This is a genomic window from Rhodococcus sp. MALMAid1271 (genome assembly GCF_049195265.1).
Lineage (GTDB): Bacteria > Actinomycetota > Actinomycetes > Mycobacteriales > Mycobacteriaceae > Rhodococcoides.
Genome location: NZ_JBMIRQ010000108.1, coordinates 20275 through 38500 on the forward strand (window position 1 = coordinate 20275; position 18226 = coordinate 38500).

The 18226-nt window shown below is 65.7% G+C and carries 16 protein-coding genes and 1 tRNA gene; 13 read left to right on the plus strand and 4 right to left on the minus strand.

Going from position 1 to position 18226, the window contains the following annotated elements:
* Positions 1-10 precede the first annotated feature (10 nt).
* Positions 11-1234: an MFS transporter gene (locus ACOQFP_RS17890; protein ID WP_421585064.1), complete on the minus strand. Its 1224-nt coding sequence runs from the start codon at positions 1232-1234 to the stop codon at positions 11-13.
* Between the two features lie 256 nt (positions 1235-1490).
* Here ACOQFP_RS17890 and ACOQFP_RS17895 point away from each other — a divergent pair, with 256 nt between their 5' ends.
* The 5 genes from ACOQFP_RS17895 to ACOQFP_RS17915 all read left to right on the plus strand — a co-directional run bounded on the left by ACOQFP_RS17895 (position 1491) and on the right by ACOQFP_RS17915 (position 6096).
* On the plus strand, positions 1491-2438 hold the full coding sequence (locus ACOQFP_RS17895; RefSeq protein WP_421585065.1) for a DNA-3-methyladenine glycosylase family protein: 948 nt from the start codon (positions 1491-1493) through the stop codon (positions 2436-2438).
* Positions 2439-2489: 51 nt separating this feature from the next.
* Positions 2490-3434: an aldo/keto reductase gene (locus ACOQFP_RS17900; RefSeq protein WP_421585066.1), complete on the plus strand. Its 945-nt coding sequence runs from the start codon at positions 2490-2492 to the stop codon at positions 3432-3434.
* 123 nt (positions 3435-3557) lie between these two features.
* On the plus strand, positions 3558-4769 hold the full coding sequence (locus ACOQFP_RS17905; RefSeq protein WP_206487371.1) for a multidrug effflux MFS transporter: 1212 nt from the start codon (positions 3558-3560) through the stop codon (positions 4767-4769).
* 50 nt (positions 4770-4819) lie between these two features.
* Positions 4820-5296, plus strand: a complete 477-nt coding sequence (locus tag ACOQFP_RS17910; protein WP_421585067.1) for a DUF309 domain-containing protein — start codon at positions 4820-4822, stop codon at positions 5294-5296.
* A gap of 101 nt (positions 5297-5397) precedes the next feature.
* Positions 5398-6096 (plus strand): hypothetical protein, encoded by a 699-nt coding sequence (locus tag ACOQFP_RS17915; RefSeq protein WP_421585068.1) that lies wholly within the window; start codon positions 5398-5400, stop codon positions 6094-6096.
* On the opposite strand, the gene ACOQFP_RS17920 is transcribed toward ACOQFP_RS17915, so the two are convergent.
* A complete protein-coding gene (locus ACOQFP_RS17920) occupies positions 6074-6838 on the minus strand; it encodes a deoxyribonuclease IV (RefSeq protein WP_206487378.1) in 765 nt (254 codons plus the stop codon). The two genes, ACOQFP_RS17915 and ACOQFP_RS17920, sit on opposite strands and share 23 nt — an antisense overlap.
* A 74-nt stretch (positions 6839-6912) precedes the next feature.
* On the opposite strand from ACOQFP_RS17920, the gene ACOQFP_RS17925 reads away from it, so the two are divergent.
* The 5 genes from ACOQFP_RS17925 to ACOQFP_RS17945 all read left to right on the plus strand — a co-directional run bounded on the left by ACOQFP_RS17925 (position 6913) and on the right by ACOQFP_RS17945 (position 14645).
* A complete protein-coding gene (locus ACOQFP_RS17925; protein WP_206487379.1) occupies positions 6913-7647 on the plus strand; it encodes an ABC transporter ATP-binding protein in 735 nt (244 codons plus the stop codon).
* Positions 7648-7712: 65 nt separating this feature from the next.
* Positions 7713-10235 carry an ABC transporter permease gene (locus ACOQFP_RS17930; RefSeq protein ID WP_421585306.1) on the plus strand — a complete coding sequence of 841 codons (2523 nt, stop codon included), beginning with the start codon at positions 7713-7715 and terminating at the stop codon, positions 10233-10235.
* 183 nt (positions 10236-10418) lie between these two features.
* Positions 10419-12965: an alpha/beta fold hydrolase gene (locus ACOQFP_RS17935; protein ID WP_421585069.1), complete on the plus strand. Its 2547-nt coding sequence runs from the start codon at positions 10419-10421 to the stop codon at positions 12963-12965.
* A 130-nt stretch (positions 12966-13095) separates the two neighbouring features.
* Entirely contained in the window at positions 13096-14010 is a 915-nt protein-coding gene (locus ACOQFP_RS17940) for an alpha/beta fold hydrolase (protein ID WP_421585070.1), read from the plus strand.
* On the plus strand, positions 14007-14645 hold the full coding sequence (locus tag ACOQFP_RS17945; RefSeq protein WP_421585071.1) for an LON peptidase substrate-binding domain-containing protein: 639 nt from the start codon (positions 14007-14009) through the stop codon (positions 14643-14645). Before ACOQFP_RS17940 ends, ACOQFP_RS17945 begins: the two co-directional genes overlap by 4 nt.
* Positions 14646-14697: 52 nt before the next feature.
* On the opposite strand, the gene ACOQFP_RS17950 is transcribed toward ACOQFP_RS17945, so the two are convergent.
* Positions 14698-14771: transfer RNA gene (locus ACOQFP_RS17950), tRNA-Met, on the minus strand.
* Between the two features lie 73 nt (positions 14772-14844).
* Between ACOQFP_RS17950 and ACOQFP_RS17955 the strand changes: the two genes are divergently transcribed.
* A complete protein-coding gene (locus ACOQFP_RS17955) occupies positions 14845-15624 on the plus strand; it encodes an enoyl-CoA hydratase/isomerase family protein (protein ID WP_421585072.1) in 780 nt (259 codons plus the stop codon).
* Here ACOQFP_RS17955 and ACOQFP_RS17960 read toward each other — a convergent pair.
* Positions 15607-16224, minus strand: a complete 618-nt coding sequence (locus ACOQFP_RS17960) for a DUF998 domain-containing protein (protein WP_206487393.1) — start codon at positions 16222-16224, stop codon at positions 15607-15609. The genes ACOQFP_RS17955 and ACOQFP_RS17960 overlap by 18 nt on opposite strands.
* A 68-nt stretch (positions 16225-16292) precedes the next feature.
* Between ACOQFP_RS17960 and ACOQFP_RS17965 the strand changes: the two genes are divergently transcribed.
* Both ACOQFP_RS17965 and ACOQFP_RS17970 read left to right on the plus strand, forming a co-directional pair.
* Positions 16293-16856 carry a TetR/AcrR family transcriptional regulator gene (locus tag ACOQFP_RS17965; protein WP_206487395.1) on the plus strand — a complete coding sequence of 188 codons (564 nt, stop codon included), beginning with the start codon at positions 16293-16295 and terminating at the stop codon, positions 16854-16856.
* Positions 16853-18214, plus strand: coding sequence for an AarF/UbiB family protein (locus ACOQFP_RS17970; protein WP_341243727.1), 1362 nt, complete (start codon positions 16853-16855; stop codon positions 18212-18214). The genes ACOQFP_RS17965 and ACOQFP_RS17970 overlap by 4 nt, the downstream gene beginning before the upstream one ends.
* The last annotated feature ends 12 nt before the right edge of the window (positions 18215-18226 follow it).

Below are 18226 nucleotides of genomic sequence, written 5' to 3' on the forward strand. Positions count from 1 at the left end.
CGTCACTCGGTCAGGACGAAGTGGCCCGAGAGTTGCGCACATCGATGGTCAACAGCACGAACGCAACCGCCGCGAGCACCGCTGTCACTGCGGCGAACACCACTCCCGCCGCCACCAGACCCCACGCGGTCGCCACTGCCCCTGCCCCGATCACCGGTAGCGAGAGCGCGATGTACAGCACCACGAAAAAGGTCGAGGTCACCTCCGCCCGACGGTGCGGCGGCAGTTCGGCACCGATCGCGGCCATGCCGTTACTGAATGTCAGGCCCTGTCCGACGCCGCAGACCAGCGCCGCCGCCACCAGAACCGCCAGTGATGTCAGCAACAGTGATCCGGCCAGAAGCATCAGACCGAGCAGCAGTATCGCGCATCCCCACCGCTGCGCCGACGCAGGATCGGCGGCGCGCAGCGATATCTGCGCCGTCGCCGAGGCGGCGAAGACCGCGAACACCACGATCCCCGTGACGGCATGATTGCCGATCCCCAACACACCGCCGACGAAACCCGGTGAGACGGCAGTGAACAAGCCCAGTACCGCGAAGCCGGCGAACCCTCCGATCGAGGCGCGCACGAAGTTGCCGCGCACATTCGGTGGAACGGACAATCGCTGCAGGTGCGGCCGAGCGCCGGATTGCACCCGCACGGTCTCGGGCGCGAGGAACACCGCGATTGCTGCGACGACGAGCAGAACCATGTCGACGAAAAACGTCAGTCTCAGCGGCTGCGGTAGGTACTCCACGAGTACTCCGGCTACCAACGGACCGAGCCCGAGGCCGCCGATGTTCGCTGCGGTGGCGATCGCGGACGCGCGATCTCGCCATTGTTCGGGTACCAGCTCGATCAGTGTCACCGTCGCGGTACCGACGAAGATTCCGGCGGAGATTCCAGAGAGCACGCGGCCGATCAACAATGCCGTCAACGAGCCGGCGGACACGAACACTACGGCGCTGACCATTGCGAACGCTATGGCCGCCAGCAACATCGGGCGTCGACCCATCGAATCGGACCAACGACCGAATGCCAGCAACGCCCCGATCACACCGGCGGCATATGCCGCGAACACGAGGGTGACGACGAAGACGGAGAAGTGGAATTCGACCTCGTAGAGTGCGTAGAGCGGGGTCGGCATCGTCGTGCCCATCATCGCGACGACAAACGCGAATGCGATACCGACGAATGCAGTCGCACTCGACGCCGTTGCGCGGGGCGAGGACCCCTCGGTCGATCGGGTCACGACGACTCCTGTCCCACGCGGGCGGCGGCGTTCGCCGCCGACGAGGAGATCGGAGCAACGACGGTGCGCTCGAACACTCTCGCCGATCTGCGAGCAATCACACCGCATCGTAGCGAAGCAGGTGGACGGTCGATCAGAAGCAGGGTCGGTGCAGCCGACGGACACGTGCGGCCCGGTCTGCAAGGGTGTTGACTATGGCCCTGGCAGGGACTCTCGAACCCATCGGCCACGACTGCGACGGAGGTGACCCGACCACATGCCCGAGAACGCCTCGTCCCTTGGTACCGATCCGGACGGCCTCACCCGCCTGATCACCTTCGAACAGCGAATCGACGTCCGGATGTCCCTGTCGCCACTGCGCCGGGGCCGCGGCGACCCCACCTACGAGTCGACAACGGACGGTGCCGTCTGGCGCACGTCGAGGATGAGCTCGGGCCCGGTGACGTACCGCTTGCTGCAGTCCTCGCCCACCAGCGTGCAGGCCCGAGCGTGGGGGCCAGGCGCACCGGAATTGCTGGACGCGGCACCGGCGCTGCTGGGCCGCGACGACGACGCGGCCACCTTCGAGCCGGAGCATCCGATTCTGCGAGAAGCACACCGGCAGTTGCCGCACCTGCGCCTCGGCCGCACCGGACTGGTCCTCGAGGCCCTGATTCCGGCGATCATCGAGCAACGCGTACACGGCCTTTCGGCGTTCGGCTCGTGGCGGTATCTGGTGAGCAAGTTCGGCGAGACGGCACCGGGGCCGACCCCGAAGCCGATGTTCGTCTTCCCCACGCCCGACGTGTGGCGGCGCATTCCGTCCTGGGACTACCACCGCGCCAACGTCGACCCGGCTCGGTCCAAGACCATCGTCCGCGCCGCGCAGGCGGCCGGGCGCCTGGAGGAAGCATCGGAGATGAAGCCCGAGGACGCTGCGCGCAGGCTCCGAGCGATCCCCGGCGTCGGGATCTGGACCGCAGCCGAGACCGCACAACGCGCCCTCGGAGATCCCGATGCACTCTCGGTGGGCGACTATCACCTCGCTGCGGTGGTCGGCTGGTCACTGTTGGGCAGGCCGATCGACGACGCAGAAATGGTTGAGTATCTGCAGCCCCTGGCCCCGCATCGGCATCGCGCGATTCGCCTGCTGTACCTCAGCGGGAAGGCCACCAAGCCGAAGTTCGGCCCGCGCACCGCTCTGGTGGATCACACGTGGCACTGAGCCCGCACTCCCTCGTACAGTCGAGTTGTTCGCCGACGTAAGGAGTACTTCGTGGTTGCCATCGGACATTCCGATCTGGATATCTTTCCGCTCACCCTCGGCGGGAACACCTTCGGCTGGACGAGCGACGAGGCCGCGTCCTTCGAGATACTCGACGCCTTCACCGCAGGCGGCGGCAACTTCGTCGACACCGCAGATTCCTACTCCGCGTTCGCCGACGGCAACTCCGGCGGCGAATCCGAAACGATCATCGGCAACTGGACCAGAGCGCGCCGCAACCGCGACGAGGTCGTCATCGCCACCAAGGTCAGCCGACATCCCGAGTTCCGCGGACTCGCCCCGGACAACATCCGTGCCGCGGCAGACGCGTCGCTGGCGCGGCTACAGACCGATCACATCGACGTCTACTACGCGCACTACGACGACGACGAGACCCCGCTGGTCGAGTCCCTCGCCGCGTTCGACGAACTGATCGAGGCCGGCAAGATCCGCTACGTCGCCATCTCGAACTACTCTCCCGCGCGTGTGCGAGAGTGGCTCGAGCTGGCGAAAGAGCACGGCTTCGCGCGTCCGGTCGCGCTGCAACCGCACTACAACCTGGTCGCGCGCCACGACTACGAGGGTGTGTTGCAGACCCTCGCCGTCGAGAACGAGTTGGCGGTGTTCCCGTACTTCGCTCTCGCGGCCGGGTTCCTGACGGGTAAGTACCGCACCCGAGAAGACCTCGCAGGCAAGCAGCGTGAACGACTGACCAGCGGCTACTTCTCCGATGCCGGTCTCGATGTGGTGCAGGGTCTGCGGGAGATCGCCGAGTCTCGCTCGGCCGAGATATCGACCGTCGCCCTCGCCTGGCTGCTGGCGCGCCCGGGCATCACCGCGCCGATCGCCAGCGCCAGCAGGATTTCTCAGTTGCCTGCCCTGCTCGATGCGCCGGCCCTGGCTCTGACCAGCCAGGAGGTCGAGAAGCTGACGGTCCTGTCCGACGCGGTGGCATAGAACACGAAAGTTGTAGTCAGCAACGGGAACAGAACCGGCCGCCCGATTGCTGAACTTCTGGTGGCCCCAGCACCGAATACATCAGCACCTGAGAACTCGGCACCAGACACGTCCGTGACGGGCATGTCGGCTCCCGCTACCGAACCGACATCTCGAGAACGACTGCGTGTAATCCTCGTCCTCGGCGCACTCATCGCCCTCGGTCCCCTGACGATCGACATGTACCTGCCGTCGCTGCCTGCCATCGCCGAGGATCTGAACACCCCGTCCTCGGCCGTGCAGCTCACCCTCGCTGGTACGTTGATCGGTCTCGCCCTCGGGCAGCTGGTCATCGGGCCGCTGTCGGACATCGTCGGTCGACGCCTGCCGCTCATCGTCGGCACCGGCGTGCACATCCTCGCCTCCGTTCTCTGCATCGTGGCTCCCAACATCGCCGTTCTCGGTGGCTTGCGCGTCGTACAGGGACTCGGTGCTGCGGCCGCAGCGGTTGTCGCGATGGCCATCGTGCGGGATCTGTTCACCGGTCGGGCCGCCGCGACCGTGCTCTCTCGCCTGATGCTCGTCATGGGAGTCGCCCCGGTGCTGGCACCCTCGCTCGGCGGGGCCGTGTTGTTGGTCGGATCGTGGCGCCTCGTCTTCGCCGCGCTGGCCGTCATCGGTGTCGCACTGATGACCTTGGCGATAGTGTCCCTGCGCGAAACCCTGCCGCCCGAGCGTCGCCGCGCCAGCGGCGTCATGCCGGTGCTGCGGACCTACCGCTCACTGCTGCGCGACGCCGAGTTCGTCGTACTCGTCCTCGTCGCCGCACTGGCGATGTCGTCGCTGTTCGCCTACATCGCCGGGTCCTCGTTCGTCCTGCAGGAGGAGTTCGGCCTCGACGAGCAGCAGTTCGCCATCGTCTTCGCCGCCGGTGCGATCTCCCTCATCGGGGCCTCCCAGGTCAACGTCCTTCTGCTCGGACGCTTCGCCCCGGTGCAGATCGTGTTGTCCGCACTGTCCTTCGCGGTGGTCGCCGGTGCTGTCATGGCTGTGCTCGCGGTCGCGGGGATCGGCGGCATGGCCGGATTCGTCATTCCGCTGTGGTTCGTACTCGGTGCCGTCGGTTTCGTGATGCCCAACGCGCCTGCGCTCGCGCTGTCTCGGCACGGCGAGGCGGCAGGTGGTGCAGCCGCATTGCTCGGGGCTGCTCAGTTCGGTCTCGGTGCGATCGTCGCACCGATCGTCGGTGCACTCGGCAACGACGCGATCGCTGTGTCCACGACGATGGTCGCGACCTCGGCTGCGGCGCTCGCTGCCCTCGGGTTCGTCACCGTGCGCTCGTCGTCACGACGGTGAACCGGAGGTAGCACCACCACGGGAGGTGCTCGCCCACTAGGGTGTCCGCCATGGCCGAACGCGAGCGCGATGCGCGCGGTAAACCGCTCAATGCACGGCCTCGCGACGGTCTCGGGCGCCCCCTCGCCCGCGGCGGATCGGGAACACCTCGGGTACCCGAGGATCTTCGGCTACCGCCCGGAGCTGCCATCGTCGAGGCTCAGCGCTTTCTCGATGCGAACATGCCGTTCCACGCGCACGAGGTGCTCGAAGCGACGTGGAAGAGCTGCCCCGACGAGGAGCGTGAGTTGTGGCAGGGCCTTGCCCAACTCGCCGTGGGATTGACCCATTTGCTTCGAGGCAACCGCGTCGGTGCCGGTTCGTTGCTCCGGCAGGGGCACGACCGCCTCGTCGGCTTCGCATCGAACCCTCCGCACCGTCTCGACGTCGCCGGTCTGCTGACCTGGTCAGAGGGCCTGCTCGCCGATCTCGAGACCGGGACGCTGCCGATCGCGCCCGGCATTCCTGTGCTGCGCGCGGCCGACTGACCCGATTCAGTCGGGGTGTTCTGGCAACCGATTCCGACTCGAGCTAGCCTGTCTGAATTAGGTAAGGCTAGGACAATTCGTATCGGAAGGGGTTCCTCGGCGTGACCGTGTGTGCACCGCTCAAACTCGGGCAGCGCGAGACGATCAGCCCGGCCGAGCTCGGCCGCACCCTCTGCACAGAGGTTGCCGAACAGGTTCCGTACTGGGTTGCGGTGCTGACGCCCGCGGAAAGGCCACTGCTCGGTCGCCACGCTGCGCTACCCGAGTGGAACTCGACGACTCTCGCATTACCCCACGGTCCGCGCCGAGTCCTGCTGCTGGCGGCCCTGGGATCGGCAGTGTGCACGTGGCAGCGGAACAGTCACCGCGGCTCCTCGGCAGGCGTGCTCGTCGATCTCGATCTCTACGGCACGGGTGCCGTTCACCCGATCCGCCTCCCCGCCGTCGGTACCGACGCTCTCGCGATGTCTTCTCACCCCCAGCGCCTCGTCGACGAGGTCGCACGGCGATTGGACTCGGTACCGAACGCCGGACGTGACTATGCGCTGGCCCGCAACTATCCGATGCTGGCCGCGCGCGGCGGCGCGCAGATCCTCGTGCGAGACGGCGCGCCTCGCGAGCCCAGCGGCGAACACACCATCGAGATCGACCTCGTCGCGACGGACGCAGGTACCGCTGCGGCGCGGGTGAGCTGGGCCGGCGGCCTGCAGGGAGTCGACGAACTGCTCAGGCTGTGGTCGACAGCCATACACCACCTGGCGGCCACGCCGGCCGACGTCAGAGGCTCTTCAGCAGCCTGACGTCGTCTTCGATCCCTTCGGCAGGCGTCTCGAGAATCACCGGAGCGTCGGCCGCCATCGCGACGGCAGTCAGGATCTCGGCATCGATGGTTCCGGTGCCCAGGTTCGCATGCCGGTCCCTGGCCGAGTCGAAGTCGTCGCGCGAGTTGTTCAAGTGCACCAGATCGATCCGTCCCGTGATGGCCATGATGCGGTCGACCGCGTCCACCAGGTCCTCGCCCCCGGCCCAGGCATGGCAGGTGTCCAAGCAGAAACCGGCACCGAATTCGCCGATTGCATCCCAGAGTCGGGCGATATCGTCGAAGTGCCGCGCCATGGCAGAGTCCCCTCCCGCGGTGTTCTCGACGAAGATCGGCACCGCGAAGCCGCCCTGCTCGGCTTGCCGCTCGAAGAGCTTGCGCCAGTTGTCGATTCCCTTGGCGGTGTCCTCGCCCTCGCGTACATGACCGCCGTGGACGACCAGACCGATGGCCCCGATATCGGCCGCGGCAGCAGCCTGCTCGACGACGGCCTTGCGGGACGGAATGCGAATTCGATTGTTCAAGCTCGCGACATTGAGGACGTACGACGAGTGCACCACCACATCGACGTCGCCGGTCCTGAGCGCCTCGCCTTGCGGGTGCGGGGCGAGCTTGTTCCACTTCTGCGGATCGGTGAGAAACATCTGGACGAGGTCCACTCCGAGCGCCTCGGCCGTACCGAGAGGGTCGCTGCTGTCGCGGACGTGTGCTCCGATGCGCATGACGCCCATCATAGGGACGTGTTCAGGGTCTCCCCTGATAGCGACCGACACAGAACACTGAAACACTGGACCCTATGAGCGACATTGCCGCACGCGCGGTCGACGTATCGAAGGTCTACGGCTCCGGGGACACCCAGGTACACGCATTGTCCGGGGTGAGCGTCGAGTTCGCGCGCGGAGAATTCACCGCCATCATGGGCCCGTCGGGTTCGGGAAAGTCCACACTGATGCACTGTCTGGCCGGCCTGGACACCGCGACCTCGGGGACGGTGACGATCGGCGACACCGAACTGACCGCGTTGTCCGACAAGGAGATGACCGGATTACGCAGAGATCGAATCGGATTCGTGTTCCAGGCATTCAATCTGGTGCCCACCCTCACCGCGCTCGAGAACATCACACTCCCACTCGATATCGCCGGCCGCACCCCCGATCAAGGATGGCTGGACACCGTTGTCGACCGCCTCGGCCTGCGCGATCGCCTCGATCACCGCCCCAGCGAACTGTCGGGTGGGCAGCAGCAGCGAGTGGCGTGCGCCCGCGCGCTGGCCGGTCGACCCGACATCGTCTTCGGCGATGAGCCCACCGGTAACCTCGATTCTCGCTCCTCAGGCGAGGTACTCTCGATTCTGCGCACTGCCGCAGACGAATTCGAACAGACCGTCGTCATCGTCACACACGATCCGCGCGCGGCCAGCTATGCCGACCGGGTGGTGTTCCTCGCCGACGGTTCCGTGATCGACCAGCTGAACTCGCCCACCGCCGACGCCGTGCTCGAGCGGATGAAGAAGCTCGAGACGGTCCGATAATGGCGCACTCCGTTTCCAGGAAATCTGCCTCCAAGAAGGTTCCGAGCACGACCTCGGGCAATCCCATGCGCAAGGTGTCGCTGAGAAATCTTGCTGCGCACAAGGTTCGACTGGCACTGACCGTGCTCTCCGTCGTCCTGGGCACTGCGTTCGTCACCGGTTCGTTCGTCTTCACCGACACCCTTCAGCGCACGTTCTCGTCACTGTTCGCCGATACCGCCCAAGGCGCAGACGTTCGAGTCAGCCCCGAGGACCCGCGTTCGAGTGGCGTCCCCGACGAGGACATCGCCGTGATCGCGGCCCTGCCGAACGTGCGCGCGGTGTCGCCGTACGTCGGGGGCCAGCTCGTACTTCTCGGCTCCGACGGTGCCGCTGTTCAGTCCGGTGGCGCACCGACCATCGGCGAGTCGTACCTCCCGGACGACCAACGGCTCGGGGATCCGGAGACCTTCGTCGACGGTTCGGCTCCCACTGCACCCGGGCAGGTGGCGATCAATTCCGGCGGGGCCGACCGAGCCGGCCTGAAGGTGGGTGACGCCGCCCGGGTGCTGGTGCCGTCCAAGGGCATCATCGATATCACGATTGCCGGAATCTATTCCACGGCAACTGAAACCGGCGGCTTCATCGGGGTCCAGTTCGTACAGAGCCAGGCGAACGAATTGTTCACCGACGGTAGCCATGTGCAGTACATCGACGTCGCAGGCAACAACCTTTCCGCTCAGGGTCTGACCCAGAGTGATCTGCGGGACGAGATCGCCGCGGCACTACCGAACCTGAAAGTCCAGACGGCCGCGGACGTGCAGGCCGAGACTCAGGCGCAGGTCCAGACAGCGCTCTCGTTCATCAACTATTTCCTGCTGGCATTCGGCGGCATCGCACTGCTGGTCGGCACGTTCATCATCTACAACACGTTCTCGATGATCGTCGCCCAGCGAGTACGCGAGCTCGCGTTGCTTCGCGCCATCGGGGCCAGCCGTGGCCAGGTCAGCCGATCGGTGGTCCTCGAAGCTCTCGTCGTCGGCGTCATCGGAAGCATGTTCGGCTTCGTGGGCGGAGTGGGTCTCGCCTACGGTCTGCGCGCACTGCTCAACGCCTTCGATCTGGGTCTGCCGTCGGGATCATTGGTACTCGAGCCCCGCACCGTCGTCGTCGCGTTCGCGGTCGGCGTCATCGTCACCGTCCTGAGCGCGTACGCACCCGCACGGCGGGCGGCCAAGATTCCGCCGGTCGCGGCGATGCGCGAAGAGTTCGCCTCCGCGGGCGACAGCTTGCGCACCCGCACGTTCGTGGGGATCGGACTGGGAGTCGCAGGCGCGGCCGCACTGGTGATCGGTGCGCAGTCCACGGGCGGAGTGGCAGCGGCAACCGTCGGCGCAGGCGCGGTTGCCCTCATCGTCGCGACTGCACTGGCCGCACCATCGCTGTCACGGCCCATCGTCGGGGCGCTCGGTGCCGTCATCACCGGCCCGTTCGGAGCGATCGGACGACTCGCCAGAACCAACTCGGTCCGCAACCCGCGTCGCACCGCGGCCACCGCCTTCGCTCTGATGCTCGGCCTCATGCTCGTCACCGTGATCGGCGTGCTCGGATCCACCGCGAAAGCCAGTGTCGATTCGCTCGTCGATACCGGCGTCAAGGCGGACTACATCCTCTCGGGACCGCAGTCGATCGGTGTTCCGACCGGTGCCACCGCAGCCGCCCAACAGGTGCCGGGTGTGGAACGCACAGCCGTCCTTCACCCGGTGTTCGTCTCGATCGCAGGCCAGGAAGAATTCGGAGCCGCCATCGACGGCTCCCCCGACGGTCTACTGGATCTGTCGATGGTCCAGGGCACCGCGGACCTCGACAGCAACGGCTTCTCGGTATCGCAGTCCGAGGCCGCCGACCGCGGATGGACCATCGGAACCCAGGTCACGTTGGACACGGTGGACGGAGCCTCGGTTCCGGTCACCGTCACCGGAATCTTCACCGACAATCCGCTGATCGGAAGTTGGATCGTGTCGGGTGACATCTACCAGAAGGTCACGCCGTCCATCACCCGATCCGACCTCCTGGTTCTGGTCAAGGCTGCGCCTGGAACAGACCTGAGTACGCTCCGCACCGAGCTCGAGGCCGCGACCAAGCCGTTCGTCGTCGTCCAGGTTCAGGACGTCGACGAGTTCAAGGGCAGCCAGGGGCAGCAGATCGACACCCTGCTCGCCGTTCTGTACGGATTGCTGGCGCTGGCTGTCGTCATCGCCGTGCTCGGCATCGTCAACACCCTTGCCCTGTCCGTCGTGGAGCGTCGCCGGGAGATCGGCATGCTGCGGGCGATAGGGATGCAGCGACCTCAGGTTCGGCGCATCATCTATCTCGAATCACTGCTCATCGCCCTGTTCGGCGCGATTGTCGGCGTCGTCCTCGGTATCGCATTCGGGTGGGGATTCGTGCAGACGCTACGCGACGAAGGCCTCGGATCGATGTCCGTGCCCTGGGGTCAAGTGGTGTCGATGCTGTTCGGATCCGCCGTGGTCGGAGTGCTGGCCGCACTGTGGCCCGCAGTACGAGCAGCGCGCACCCGGCCGTTGGAGGCCATCGCAGATCTCTGACCTGCCGCTCTGAGCAGACCGGGCATTACGCAACGATGCCGAATTGTTGCGGAATGTCCGGTTTTCGGGTTGCACGAAAAGGTGAACGCCGTCTACATTTGAAGAGTAAAAAAGTCTTCAAGTAGGTTTGAGACGGCTCAAACCAACTCTGGCAACGCGGGTCGGGCTCGTGCAAGGAGAATCATGTCGATTCAAGACATCGATGAGCCAACCCGTCTGACGCTGGCCCCACTGTGTCGTCCCGAGCGCCGCGACACGCTGATGGATCGTTACCGCGAAGTGGCGCACGCACTCCCGAACGCCGTTGCGCTGTCCTCGGACGACACGTCGCTCACCTTCGACGAGCTCCTCCACCGCGCATACTCGCAGGCGCGAAAACTCGCCACACTGTTTCCCACCGACTCGCGTCCGCTCGCAGTCGAAACCGACGAAACCGCGAGTTCGATCGTGCTGATGCTGGCGATCGTCGCCGCGGGCCACCCGCTCGTGCCACTCGACCCGATGCTTCCCGCGGAACGCCGCGCCGCGATCATCGACCAGGCAGGCGCAACCCCGATCGACGCCACTACCGTCGCCGCGGCCATGGACTCGTGCGTCCCACTGCCGACCCTGTCGGGTGACCACACTGCAGTGATCAACTACACGTCCGGGTCGACCGGAACCGCCAAGGGCGTGATCATCAGTCATCGCATGTGCCTGACCAAGGCCTACGAGGTTGCGACCGCGTTGTCACTGAGCCCGCTCGACCGCGTCGGGAACTGTCTACCGGTCAGTTTCGGTGCCGGGTTGAACACGCTGTTCGCCGGGCTGCTCAGCGGGGCCCGCGTCTCCTGCCGCGACCCGCGGTCGGGCATCCCGACCAGCACCATCGAGTGGATCACCGACGGCGACCTGACCACCCTGCACTGTTCGACATCACTGCTGCGGGCACTCGCCGCCGCCGAACCCGTCTCCGGGCGCGTGAGCGCACCCAGCCTGCGGATGGTGACCACCTACGGGGAGCCGCTGCATTCCGACGACGTCGAGAACTTTCGCCGACGAATCGAAACCCCAGCGACACTGGTCAATTGGTATGCGACCACCGAGGCCGGCGGTGTCGCCTACAGTGCCTTCCCGCCCGAGCGAGCACCCGCGTCCGGTTTCCTGCCTGCAGGAAAACCTGTCCCCGGCAAGCTCGTCGAAGTTCTCGCCGCGGACGGCTCGCTGTGCGGGCCCCACGCGATCGGCGAAGTCCAGGTCACCGCGACGTGCCTGGCCGACGGTTACCTCGGCGACGCGGGGCTCGACTCCGAAAGATTCACTGCACTCGGCGACGGCCAGTTCCGGTACCGCACCGGCGATCTCGGACGACTCGACGAACACGGCATACTGCACCTGGCCGGGCGCATCGACGACGCCGTCAAGGTCCGCGGGTATCTGGTCGAACCAGCCGAGATCGAAGCAGCTCTCCGGGCACTACCGGAGATCGGCGACGCTGCAGTGATCAGCAGGCGCGTCGGCACCGACATCGATCTGGTGGCCTACGTGTGCTCGGCCCAGTCCGGCAAGCGTCCCTCCGTCGGCCAGATCAGAACATCGCTGCGCCGGACCCTGCCGGAATGGATGGTGCCCACGCACATCATCGCGATCGACTCGTTGCCCCGCAACGAACGCGGCAAGCTCGATCGCGGCGTGCTGCCCGAGCCGGCGGACCGACGCGTCGAACGCACCGCGGTCGGCCCCACCGAATACATCGTGGCCGAGGCCGCCAGAGCCGCCATCGGGCTGGATTCCATCGGCCGGGACGAGGATTTCCTCGCCCTGGGTGGCAACTCGTTGACCACCACGGCGATGCTGGCCCGACTACGTGAGGGATTGAAGGTCGACCTCACAGCGGAAGACATGTTCGCGGCGACCACTGTCCGGACTCTCGCCGAGACGGTCGATACTCGACTGCGCGAGGCGGCCACCGCTCGTCGGCGCACAACCGGACAACACGATGTACTGGTGCCTCTGCGCACCGAGGGCAGCAAGGCTCCGATCTTCTTGATCGGCGGAGCTGGTGTGGGCGCGTTGGCATTCCTCAATCTCGTCAAGCACATCGACCAGGACCACCCGGTGTACGCGCTGCAGGCACACGGCAGGGGCAAGCGTGGACTACCGGACCGAACGGTGCGAAAAACTGCGAAGCGATACGTCGACGCGATTCGGACCGTTGCACCCGAAGGGCCGTTCCATCTCGTCGGCCACTCGCTCGGCGGCTGGATCGCCATCGCGATGGCGGAGAGAATCCGCGACTGCGGCCTCGGCTCGCCGCATCTGCTCCTGCTCGACACTCGACTGTTCCGGCACTTGCTGGACAAGTTGCCCGGAGGCACCGAGGTTCCTGCCGCCCCACCGGCACAGACACGTGAAGAGGCGGGTTTCCATCTCGGCCGCATCGGCACCGCTGCCCTGTGGCTTCGGATGCAGTTCGCCGGGTTGCTGCGGTACCCCACGACCATGGAATGGTTGGTCTTCGCAAGCATCGGGTACGTTGCGCTGAACAAGCACGTGCCGACGCCATGGTCAGGCTCCATGACCGTGGTTCGCACAGCAGACAACGTCAGGGACGCTCGGTCGTGGCGGACGGTCGCTCACGGAGAGTTGACTTTCGTGGACATCTCCGGCGATCACGTCGACATGCTGGGCGAACCGATGGCCGAGGAACTGGCCAAGATCATCGACGACACCGTCGACAGCGGGCGCTGAAGCACAGACGGCACCCGCGTGGTCTGTCACAGCGGCGGTACGGCTTGTACGTTCGAACCCGCGGGCAGGCCGAACCACACGACACGCCACCTTGCGACACGCCCGAACCACCCCGACAGGCAGGTCGACAATGAGTTCATCGTACGAATTGCAGTCCGTGGAACTACACAAGGACGTCCTGCGGTACGTCGACATCGGCGACGGTCCGCCCGTGATTCTGGTGCACGGATTGCTCGGATCACACAAATCCTGGGGCGAACAGCTCGAGCGCCTGTCGCACGAGTACCGGGTCATCGCACCCGATCTGTTCGGGCACGGCGACTCCGACAAGCCCTCCGGTGACTACTCGTTGAGCTCGCATTCGGCCACCGTTCGCGATCTGATGGATCACCTGGATATCGACTCGGCCCCGATGGTCGGCCACTCGCTCGGCGGCGGAATCATCATGCAGCTGACATATCTGTTCCCTGAGCGGGTGGATCGCCTCGCGCTGGTCAGCAGCGGCGGTCTGGGGCGGGAAGTGAGCCTGCTCCTCAAAGCCGCAACGCTGCCGGGCAGCGAGCTGGTACTGCCGCTGCTCGCGTCCGATTGGTTCCGCAACAACACCGAGGGCGTCCTGACCCAGCTGGGCAGGTGGGGCGTGCCGGTGAAGCCAGGGCCCAGCATGGCCGAGACCTGGCGCTCGTTCCGGTCGGTCGCAGACCGCTCCACCCGCGACGCGTTCCTGGCGTCGACGCGAGCGGTGGTTGGCCCGCGTGGTCAGACCGTCAGCGCCAAGCAGCACTTCGACAAGTTCGAGTCGATTCCATCGCTGCTCGTCTGGGGCGGTAAGGATCGAATGATTCCGGCCAAGCATGCGGACAACATCCGACGTGAGGTTCCCAACAGTCGCGTCGAGATATTTCCCGATGCCGGTCACTTTCCTCAGCTCGACGAGCCGGATTTCTTCTTCCGCCTGCTGAGCGAGTTCTTGGACGCCAATCGAACCGAGAACAACGCCCCGGCGGAGATCACCCCCGCAGTCATGCCCTCGCAGCGCCCGTGAGCGTCATTCCGATGTTCCCGCTCGGAAGCGTGCTGCTTCCGGGCGAACACCTGCCGCTGCACATCTTCGAGCCGCGGTACCAAGCGCTGGTGCACGAATGCTTGAAGCAGGACGACCCGAGCTTCGGAGTGGTACTCATCGCGCGGGGCCACGAGGCCGGCGGCGGCGACGTTCGTCACGATGTGGCGACGACCGCCCACATCATCGGGCACGAGGCGATCGGCTCGGGACGATATCTACTCGAATGCGTCGGCGGCGAACGGATCAGGATCGACGCCTGGCTGCCGGACGATCCCTACCCCCTGGCCGACGTGCGACCGTGGCACGACGAGGACTCCGAGTCGATGATCGACGATACGGAATTCGACACCACCTGGGCACGAGTCGAGGACCTGTACGAGCTGATCGGCCAGCTCGAAGCCACGGAAAACATTGCCAGCCCGGGCTTTCCGGACTTTCTCGGCCTACCGATCTCGGCCGCCGAGAAGATCTGGTCACTCGCCGCACTGATTCCTATGGGTCAGTCCGATCGACTCGACATCCTGTCTGCGCCGAACGTCCGCGCGCGCAAGACTGCACTCGACGACGCGATCGAGAACGTCACGGCCGTGGTGCAATTCAGACTGCAACCCTGAGGCAGAAACAGGTCAGGCCCGACATCGGTGATGTCGGGCCTGACCTGCGTAGTAGCGGGGACAGGATTTGAACCTGCGACCTCTGGGTTATGAGCCCAGCGAGCTACCGAGCTGCTCCACCCCGCGTCGGGTATCCACCACGCTACATGCCATCCCGGCAGTCTCCCAATCGCCTGGTCAACGCTCTACGGTGTGGTGTATGCCCGCAGAGCCCTCCCCCGTCCTGTCCTTTCCGCACGACGCCGTCGCGCAGATCACGCTCCGAAATCCTCCTGTCAATGCACTGACCCGTCCGGCGACGCGGAGATTGCGCGGCATGCTGGAAGAACTGGCCGAGAACACCGCGGTTCGGGCGGTCGTTCTCACCGGTGAGCGGGCGTTCAGTGCCGGTTCGGACATTTCCGAAATGCCCGGGATGCAGCACGACGGTGATGTGCTCGCAAGCAAGAGCAATCTGGAGAACGCCACCCTCGAATTGCTGGCCGATCTGCCGCTTGCAACGGTCGCCGCGATCAACGGCTTCGCGTTGGGCGGCGGGCTGGAGCTCGCGCTGTGCTGCGACTTCGTCGTCGCCGACGCAGGCGCTCGGCTCGGGCTTCCGGAAATCGACCTGGGCCTGATCCCCAGCAGCGGCGGATCCATGCGAGCACTGCGGCGGGTGGGTCAGGCCCGCGCCGCCGAACTCGTACTGCTCGGCGAGCCCATCTCGGCCGAGACTGCACTGGAGTGGGGTCTGATCAACCGGGTGGCACCTCGTGGGGCGTCGTTGTCGGTGGCGCTGGACCTCGCGCGGGTGCTGGCCGGCAAATCCCGCTCGGCAGTGCACGCGAACAAGCTGGCTCTTGCCCTCACCTTCGGTGAGTCGACCCACGAACCCGCGCGACGGGCGCTACCGGTGTTCGAGGATGCATTCGGCTCCCCCGACGGCAGGGAGGGCGTGCGCGCCTTTCTCGCGAAGGAGTCACCGCGCTTTCGATAGGCGGCGCTCGATGAGAATCAGTGCGCCGGTGACGATTTCCCAGCCGATGATGGTGTACACCGAGATCCGTTCGAACGTTCCGCCGCCCAGGATGCCGGTGTCGGCGAGAAACAGGGCCAGACCGGCCAGGCCCACAACCCCGGCCGTGGCACTGCCCACCGTGTACCAGCGCGGAGCCCCGGCGCGGCCGCCGTACCGGCCGGCAGCGAGTAGCACCAGATTGCCGCCGATGATGGCCATGCCCGCTCCAGCGGCGTGCGGAGTCGACGCTCCGTCGACCGAGGCGTGCGCGAGACCCACGACGATGCTGCCCACGCCGTGCACCACAGAGGTCACCGACACGACCCACCGCGCCCGGCCCTCGAACAGCATCGACAATCCCAGGCCCGCCAAGACGAACAATGCGCCGTCGACCACGAACCCGGTGTTCATCACCGCGTGCAACCGTGAGATGTCCGGGATGCCGAGGTCACTGATGTTGTTGCGTGCGTAGCTGTACGACCGGCCCGACCACCCCAGCGCGGCGATCGTTTCGGCGGCCAGGTAGGTGACCCCGCCGAGGAGAAATCCACCGGCGGCCAGGACAGTAGTTCTCTTCACGACAGCAGTGTGCTCTCTCTCCGCACCCGGATACACCGGGCGTGTACCGATTGGTACAGTACCGCCTCATGAGCGATCGCCACGACGTGGTGCCGATACTCGCAGGAGTGTTCCGCGACCACGGGTTCGACGGTTCGTCCCTCGCCGTCATCAGCAGGCAGACCGGCCTGGGGAAAGGCAGTCTCTACCACTACTTTCCGCGCGGAAAGCAGGAGATGGCCGAGGCCGTCCTCGACGATGTCGAGCAGTGGTTTCAGCACAACGTGTTCGAGCCGCTCCGCCGCGGTACCGATGCCGCATCCACCACGCACGAAATGTTCGTACAGACGTCCCGGTACTTCCGCTCCAACCGCTTGGTGTGCGTATTCGGGGCCTTCACGCTGGGACTGGAGCGCGCTGCGTTCTCGGGCCGCGTCGCAGCACATTTCGCACACTGGATCGAAGCACTCACCCCGGTCCTTCGTCGCCTCGGACACGGCGAGTCCGCCCCCGAACTCGCCGAGGAAATCGTGGCCGGCATCCAGGGTGCGCTGGTCCTCGCACGCGCATCGGGTGACGACAGAAGGTTCGAACGTCTGTTGTCGCGGTTGGAAGCCTCGGCCGTACGAGTGCCCGCCGGAGCGCACGCATGACCCCCGACGACGCGACACCGAAACCGGCACCCGAGCTGAAGACCTTCGGAATCCGAGAGCTACTGCGCCTCGTCGTCATCGGGGCGGTGCTGACACTGTTCCAGTTCATCGCGATCGGACGCTGGATACGCGCACCTCGGCGCGGCTGGCCGGTGCACGCCTCGCAGGCCGTGGTCGACGCATTCTTCGTACTCGGTCCCACCTTCGTCAAAGTCGGGCAGCTGATGGGGTCCTCACCGGGGCTGTTTCCCAAGGTTCTCGCCGACACCTGCCTGCGCTGCCTCGACGAGGTTCCGCCCTTCCCCGGGGCGCAGGCACGGGCGGTGATCGAGGCGGACCTGGGCCGCACGATCGACCAACTGTTCTCCTCCTTCGACGACGTTCCGCTGTCGTCCGCGTCGGTCGCTCAGGTGCATCTGTGCGTGCGCCGCGACAACGGACGCGAAGTGGTCATGAAAGTGCAGCGACGCGGCATCTACCACCGCATGAAGATCGACCTGCGCATCGCGTATCTCATCGCCCGTGGACTCGAGAAGTTCATTCCGTTCTTCACCACGGCCAACGCGTCGGCCATCATCGTCGACCTGCACGCCGCCACCTTCGCCGAACTCGACAGCGCCGTGGAAGCGAAGCGGCAGGACAGCTTTCGCGCAGCGATCGGGGCATTCGGGGACAACCGATACGTCACCGCCCCCGAAGTGTTCCTCGACTACTGCGGCGGACGCGTGATCTGTATGGAACGCATGCACGGCTCGCCGCTGGATCGCTGTGAACCCGGACAGGCCAACGATTCCGAGCTCATCGTCCGGCGCGCCGCCAAGGTCTGGATGGAAGCGCTCGTGCTGCACGGCCTGTTCCACGGCGACGTGCACGCAGGCAATGTATGGGTGCTCGACGACGGCCGTGTGGCGTTCCTCGACTTCGGCGTCATGGGAGAGGTGGACGAGCAGTGGCGAGCGCTGCTGCTCGACCTGTTTCACGCCACCGTGATCGACGGCGACTTCAGCAGACTCGCAGGCACGGTCAAACGCCTGGGAATCGTTGCACCACAAATGGGTTCGGATGCAGAGGTCGGTGCCATCCTGCAGTCGGTGTTCGCCCCGATGCTCTCGACGACCCTCGCGCACTTCAGCCTGGCGGACTTCATCCGCGCGCTGGTCAGCATGGGCAAGCAATACAAGACGTCGAGCCCCGAGGAATTGATCCTGGTGGCCAAACAACTCGGCTACTTCGAGAGATACGCCATCGAACTCGCCCCGAACTGGGCTCTGGGCACCGACCCCTTCGTGTTCAAGAATGTCTTTCCCACCGAGATCGCGACCCTGGCCGAGGCGAAAGGCATCGAACTACCCGACTGACGCCACACGGCT

Coding starts and splice junctions, on each gene's coding strand:
- ACOQFP_RS17895 (WP_421585065.1), top strand. CDS start 1,491: ATGCCCGAGAACGCCTCGTCCCTTGGTACCGATCCGGACGGCCTCACC.
- ACOQFP_RS17905 (WP_206487371.1), top strand. CDS start 3,558: ATGTCGGCTCCCGCTACCGAACCGACATCTCGAGAACGACTGCGTGTA.
- ACOQFP_RS17910 (WP_421585067.1), top strand. CDS start 4,820: ATGGCCGAACGCGAGCGCGATGCGCGCGGTAAACCGCTCAATGCACGG.
- ACOQFP_RS17920 (WP_206487378.1), bottom strand. CDS start 6,838: ATGCGCATCGGAGCACACGTCCGCGACAGCAGCGACCCTCTCGGTACG.
- ACOQFP_RS17925 (WP_206487379.1), top strand. CDS start 6,913: ATGAGCGACATTGCCGCACGCGCGGTCGACGTATCGAAGGTCTACGGC.
- ACOQFP_RS17930 (WP_421585306.1), top strand. CDS start 7,713: ATGCGCAAGGTGTCGCTGAGAAATCTTGCTGCGCACAAGGTTCGACTG.
- ACOQFP_RS17935 (WP_421585069.1), top strand. CDS start 10,419: ATGTCGATTCAAGACATCGATGAGCCAACCCGTCTGACGCTGGCCCCA.
- ACOQFP_RS17940 (WP_421585070.1), top strand. CDS start 13,096: ATGAGTTCATCGTACGAATTGCAGTCCGTGGAACTACACAAGGACGTC.
- ACOQFP_RS17955 (WP_421585072.1), top strand. CDS start 14,845: ATGCCCGCAGAGCCCTCCCCCGTCCTGTCCTTTCCGCACGACGCCGTC.
- ACOQFP_RS17965 (WP_206487395.1), top strand. CDS start 16,293: ATGAGCGATCGCCACGACGTGGTGCCGATACTCGCAGGAGTGTTCCGC.
- ACOQFP_RS17970 (WP_341243727.1), top strand. CDS start 16,853: ATGACCCCCGACGACGCGACACCGAAACCGGCACCCGAGCTGAAGACC.